Here is a 6,048-nt window from a genome sequence, read left to right on the forward strand (position 1 = left end):
GGTGCGGGTCGAGGCAACTAAGGTGCGGGTCGATGCAACTAAGGTGCGGGTCAAGAGACTTGTGTGTACGCCGTAGTTGAGAGGGCAGGGGGGAGGGGTTGCAGATTTTACTTAAACAGCTTGGTATTTACCGCTTCACTTAAACATTACTTAGGTAGCGGTGAACGAATTGAATAGCAATCGAACCTTCTCCCACACCGGATGCCACGCGCTTAACTGAGCCATAGCGGACATCTCCGGCTGCGAAGATGCCTGGAATGTTGGTTTCTAGCAAAAAAGGAGAACGTTCCAAATTCCAAGCTGGGGGCGATTTGCCATTAGCCATTAAATCTGGCCCTGTGATGATAAACCCCTGAGCATCGCGTTGAATAACACCATCGAGCCAATCTGTTTTGGGGCTAGCACCGATGAAAATAAAGAGCGATCGCGCTGCTACGGTTTCAGTTTGTCCAGTCTTGGCATGAGCAATCACAATTTCTTCTAAATGTTTTTCTCCCTTCACTTCCACGACGCTGCAACCTGTACAAACTTGGATATTTTCAGTCGCGGCAATTTGGTCAATCAAGTATTGGGACATACTCGATGCTAGTGACTCACCCCGCACCAACATGATCACTTTGCTGGCATACTTAGAAAAATGCATTGCTGCTTGTCCAGCAGAGTTTGCCCCACCTACCAAGTAAACCTCTTCGTTGCTACAGGCGATCGCTTCAGTCATGGCAGCACCATAGTAAATCCCTGCCCCTGTCAGCTTTTCGGCTCCTGGCACATTTAGCCAGCGATAGGAAACGCCGGTTGCAACTAAAAGTGCATGGCAACTAATCTCGCTCCCATCTGCTAATTGCAGAATCCGATAAGGATTTTCCAGCCTAACCCCAGTTACTACTTGAGGTGTGAGAATCTCTACCCCAAATCGCCGCGCTTGGGTGACTCCCCGCCTTGCCAAATCACTACCGCTCAAGCCAATAGGAAACCCCAAATAGTTTTCAATCCGCGAACTCGTACCTGCTTGTCCTCCTGGCGCTTCCCGCTCAATTAAGACAGTACTCAATCCTTCGGAAGCGCCATAGACGGCGGCAGCCAGTCCAGCAGGCCCAGCACCCACGATCGCCAAATCATAAAATGGACGCTCTGCCTGAGTTTGCAGTCCAATTTTGGCAGCAATCTCTAAATTAGATGGTTGAATTAATCGGGAACCATCGGGAAACAGCACCAAAGGCAATTGTTGTCTACAATCAGCTTGGGCGTATTCCACCAGTTTTGCCGCCTCCGGTTCCAGTTCAATATCTAACCACTTAAATGGAATCTGGTTACGTGCTAGGAAATCTTTCACCTGATGTGAAAAAGGCGACCAGCGATTACCAATGACTCGAATGCCTTCAAAGGGTGGGCGGAATCCAGCTAGCCAGTCATCGAGCAAATCATCTAAAACCGGATATAGCTTCTCTTCTGGTGGATTCCAGGGCTTGAGTAAATAATAATCAAGTCTGGCACTATTAATTGATTTAATGGCAGCATCCGTATCTGCATACGCCGTCAACAAGGCACGTTTGGCATCGGGAAAAATGCCTTTTGCCTGTTCTAGGAACTCTACACCTCCCATCTGGGGCATACGTTGATCTACCAAAAATAGAGCAACAGCTTCATTCCGTAATTTGAGTTGCTGCACCACATCCAGAGCGCTAATACCCGAATCTGCCCGAACAATACGGAAGCGATCGCCATACTGATGACGCAAGTCCCGTGACACTGCTTGCAGCACCTCTGGATCATCATCGACGGTTAAAATTGCTGGTTTCGCCATAATTACTCTTACTCAACAATTGCAGTGCCTAGCCGTTTTTTTCAAAAATCTGTTGTCAAGATATCTTCTGTTTAACCAGTTGTTTTAAACGAAAGTATGCCTCTTCTGGTGTCAGAGGTTCGGATTGACTTTCATTAGGTATATAAAATACCCAAGTATCGGGAAAGTAATGTACCACAAAGCTGGGAATCAAACCCAAGCTCAATGCTTGCTTTCCAAGTTTTTCGGTTTGTTCCTCTAGACTCAGTTGGTCATGAAATACGTGTTCAGCCATACTGTTCATCTCCCTGCACTTTATTGGACTTTGGAAGAAGGTTTAACACCAGTATTGCACTAATCAGCTTTAGGTGATTCACCATCAGTGTATAATCACGGTGAGAATAACGGGCTTTGCGATCGAGTGCGGCATTGAGGAGCGATCGCACTTGATCGGTGTAAGGTATTCTTTAGACCTGTAATGCTTGCTTGGTAGACAAACTTGGGGCGGGTGTATGCGATATATGGACAGTCTACTACGCCAATATCCCAATTTTCGCACGTAGATATTTTGACCACTTGCTCGAATTTGCGATCGCCTCTGGAATTATAAAAGTCTATTTAACAGAGGGAAGCTTTAGTTCTATGCCTAATTTGCTCCCTATTTCTATAATATTTAAGTTGAATTTAGTCAATGTTTAAATAGGTTCTATTTTATTGCCTTTTCGACTTCTTCGCAAATTTTCACCCAAGCTTGGTTACATTCTGCCTTACTTAGAGTGTCGAGGGGTTTATCTGGAGGGTGAGCAGCTTGGTATTCTTGGATGTCGGTTTTTCTGTATGAGCTTGCACTAATTGGAATCCAGAAAATGGTTAATCCCTCTTGTTCGGCTGCGTTGAGTAAAGGGGGTAGCTCATGTTTGTGGATGAAATCAGAGGCTATAAAGTTAGGGCTGACTAGCAGGATAGCAACCTTAGCCGTGGCTAATGCTTTTTCAATCTCGGCTTTCCATTTTGCGCCAGGTTTGATTTTGGTGTCATCCCAAACGATCAAACCTTCTGCACGAATATAGGGTTTTAGTTGTTTTTGCAGTTCTGTTAACCATTCTGCATCTTGATGACTGTAGCTAACAAATATTTGTTTTCTGATGCTTTCTGACATAATTGGTTCCTTAATGGGGAATGGTTCAATAATTTCTTTGTCTATTTGTTGTCTTTGTCGAGTTCTTATATCTTCATACCCATCAAGTAGTTGACGGATATTGATGTTTATTTTGAGTTTACCAATTGGATATTCAAGAACGCCCATTGATTCGAGTCCGAGGAGTTCTTGGTAGTCGAGGGGCGGATGGTTGGGGTGATTGGGGACGGGAACCCATTCGGTGATTTCGAGATTGGGGAGACTTTTGTGGATTTTTTGGAAGACATCGCGGAGGATGCCGAGAAATAAGCGGCGCGTTTCTTTGCGTTTGCTAATGGTGATGAAAATTTTTTTGTCTTCAGGATCGGCTTTGATCCGAGCGATATTGTAGATTTCGTTGTTTTCTTGATATTGCAACATTACGCCACTGCGCCAATAGATTTGGTTATAGATTTTTTCGTGAGTGTTGACGATGAAGCGAGAAATGATGCTTTCGGGGAGAACTTTGTAATGGTATTGAAATTCCAAGGTTTTGCCTTGGAGTTTTGTTTCGTTTGGTTGGTCTTTAGGCAAAAGTCCCGCAATTAGAAATTGTGGTGGGTAACATTCTAGTGCAAAACCAAGCTCGAATTCCTTCATTAGTTCGATTAGATAGCCATGACGCTGGGTGGGATAGCGCTCTGGATTAAGGATGCGGGTGAGATCGGCAGGGGTGAAAATGCCTTTGGTTTTAGTTTTGAGGTTTTCATCGCTCAGGAGCGCGTAAATACCTTCTGTCACCCAGTTGGGTTTGAGGACGTTGGTATCTTTGAGGATGGGATGATCGCGGAAGTTGAGAACTAAGCCGAGTCGATGTAGCAAGTCGATGAGTTGCTCTTGGTTTTGTTCTTCGGGAATTTCTTTTTGGTGGCAGATGCCGATGTAGCGGTTGTAGCTGATGAAGTCTTGGGACATAGATTCGAGTTGTTGTTTAACCTCAAACCATGTCAGGGGTAGAAGGTCATAGACTTCTTTGAGGTTGGCGATTTGCTGCAAAATAGCGGTGCGAAGTTCATCAATGCCGATATTGTCTTGGCAAGAGGTTTCGATAATCGCTTGGATGTTAGGATATTTTTCGCGTAATGCCTTGCGGTTGATGTCGAGGGGTTGTTCGTCTTTTTTGTTGCCAACGATAATCACGGGGGACTGTCCACCGAAGCTTTCGATTAGTTTCAGCCAATATTCGATGCGGTTTTCTTCTTCGCTGGTGCGACAATTACAAACGAGGAGATAGAGACTGCGCTTAGTCAGAAAGAACTGATGGGTGGCATGATAAATTTCCTGTCCGCCAAAGTCCCAAACATTGAGGCGGATATCTTTGCTATTGACCTGCACGTTCCAAGTTTCTACATTCAGTAAATCGCAAAGTTTTTTCCAAGAGAGCGATCGCCAATATTTTGTAACTTGAGATACATTTTCTGCGAAACTATCTTAACCCGTAGGCTGGGATAAATTACTTTTACTTATAGTTAAGCAACTTTTAACGATTGCTAACCCGATGGAATATAAATACCTTTAACACTTCCATATTTGCGCTCAACAACTTGACGTAGAAAAGCTAACATTTGTTTAAGACAGAAAAGGTTACGATAAATTAATCGCCTACCCTTTCGTTTTCGACTAATCTTAAACCAAAGAAGATAAACCCAAATATTGACTAACACAAAAGAAATACCAACATATAATAATCTCAATACGGGCTTCTTATTATTTGTTCTGATTCGACATAGATTTTTTAATCTATAACTGCTTTCAATTCCAAATCTTTTTCGATAATCTTGATGAATGTAAGATAGGTTTATTTTCGACTTATAAACAACATAAGCAAAGTATTCAATACCATGTTGTTTTCTTGTCCCTTTTTTGTATTTGCAGATAATCCATAAGCTAAAGGTAACATTATTATCTTTCTCTTCACCCATTGTGTAAGTAGTTTTATAACTACTTCTGCCTTTAAGAAATTGATTTACACCACCCTTTTTTCCTCTTCTAATCGCTGGCATTATAAAGGGAATATCCAAGGCTTGCAACCACCTGATTACAGCGATACTAAAAAATCCTCTATCCAAATACAGTGTTTTTACATTTACTTTAATAGTCTCAAGTTCAGCTAATAAGTAGGTGATAATGGCAACATTTGTATCTAACCAACGTACTCCTCTAATCGCCAGTGTAATCCGTTTCCCCTTGGTTAATATATATAAAGTTGCATAGGCATAAAAAGAACAAGTTCCTGACTTAGCCTGACTTCTATAAATATAAGGGTCTTCATCACTATCAGGTTTCCCATAGTAAGGAATTAAATTTAAATCAATGGCAATTTTATGATATGCATTTTTAATACGATGAGGAATTCTACTTTTGAGAGCTAAATTGATTTGATTTTCTAGCTGCTCAAAATTATTGATTTTATCTAAGTGATACCTGATATCGCTACCACATGGACTACTATTTAAAACTTTTGTTGTATTCTCAATACTATCTCCACTACTTGCTGCTCTCACTAATATTTCAAATAGAGTTTTCTGATCGCAAACTCCTTGGGTCTCAATAGAAATATTTTCACTTAAACAATCCAGAACTTCGTCAAGGGTTTCTGAATCAGTTAGTGCAAGCTGTTTTGGTAAAGTCGTCAATGGTCATTATTTGGGTGGATGTACATTCTTGATAATTTCAGTTTTTGAACCTCTTTTATTGAATATAAGTTTTAATTATAAAATAGGTATTATTTAGAACTAACTTCTACTGAGTGTCTACTTAGCGATCGCTCTTTAGCAAAACTTTGCGATTTACTGACATTGAGTCCATCGGTTTGGGGTTGATTTTTGTCATATTTATCGCGGATTAGTCGCTCGATAAGGGATGTTTTACCGACGCTGCCTTGTCCGATGAGCAACAGTTTGGCTTCGTTGAGTGGACGCACTTCACCGCTACGGAGTAATTGCAAGTAATTGAAAATATCTTCAACTGAACCAACATTATTAGAAGATCCTAAAATCTCTGGTGAAATAGGAAGCGGATTTCCCCGTAAATCTAGTTTTTCCAATTTCGGCAAACTTTCGATCGCCTCTGGAATCTGGGTTATTCG

Annotated in this window: 4 protein-coding genes and 2 pseudogenes; all 6 read right to left on the bottom strand. The window is 41.8% G+C overall.

Annotated features, from left to right (window positions below):
* Positions 1–139: 139 nt before the first annotated feature.
* Positions 140–1,804, bottom strand: coding sequence for an FAD-dependent oxidoreductase (locus RRG12_RS10470; protein WP_420759219.1), 1,665 nt, complete (start codon positions 1,802–1,804; stop codon positions 140–142).
* 55 nt (positions 1,805–1,859) lie between these two features.
* Complete coding sequence (locus tag RRG12_RS10475; protein ID WP_420759220.1) at positions 1,860–2,078, bottom strand: hypothetical protein; 219 nt, start codon at positions 2,076–2,078, stop codon at positions 1,860–1,862.
* Positions 2,079–2,173: 95 nt separating this feature from the next.
* Positions 2,174–2,359, bottom strand: a complete 186-nt coding sequence (locus tag RRG12_RS10480; protein ID WP_420759221.1) for a hypothetical protein — start codon at positions 2,357–2,359, stop codon at positions 2,174–2,176.
* Between the two features lie 130 nt (positions 2,360–2,489).
* Positions 2,490–4,322 (bottom strand): annotated as a pseudogene (locus RRG12_RS10485) (COR domain-containing protein); the annotation flags it as partial.
* A 128-nt stretch (positions 4,323–4,450) separates the two neighbouring features.
* Positions 4,451–5,596: an ISH3 family transposase gene (locus RRG12_RS10490; RefSeq protein WP_420759152.1), complete on the bottom strand. Its 1,146-nt coding sequence runs from the start codon at positions 5,594–5,596 to the stop codon at positions 4,451–4,453.
* Between the two features lie 89 nt (positions 5,597–5,685).
* Positions 5,686–6,048, bottom strand: a pseudogene (locus RRG12_RS10495) (hypothetical protein); the annotation flags it as partial.

The organism is Nostoc sp. CALU 546 (assembly GCF_048836525.1).

Coding starts and splice junctions, on each gene's coding strand:
- RRG12_RS10475 (WP_420759220.1), bottom strand. CDS start 2,078: ATGGCTGAACACGTATTTCATGACCAACTGAGTCTAGAGGAACAAACC.
- RRG12_RS10470 (WP_420759219.1), bottom strand. CDS start 1,804: ATGGCGAAACCAGCAATTTTAACCGTCGATGATGATCCAGAGGTGCTG.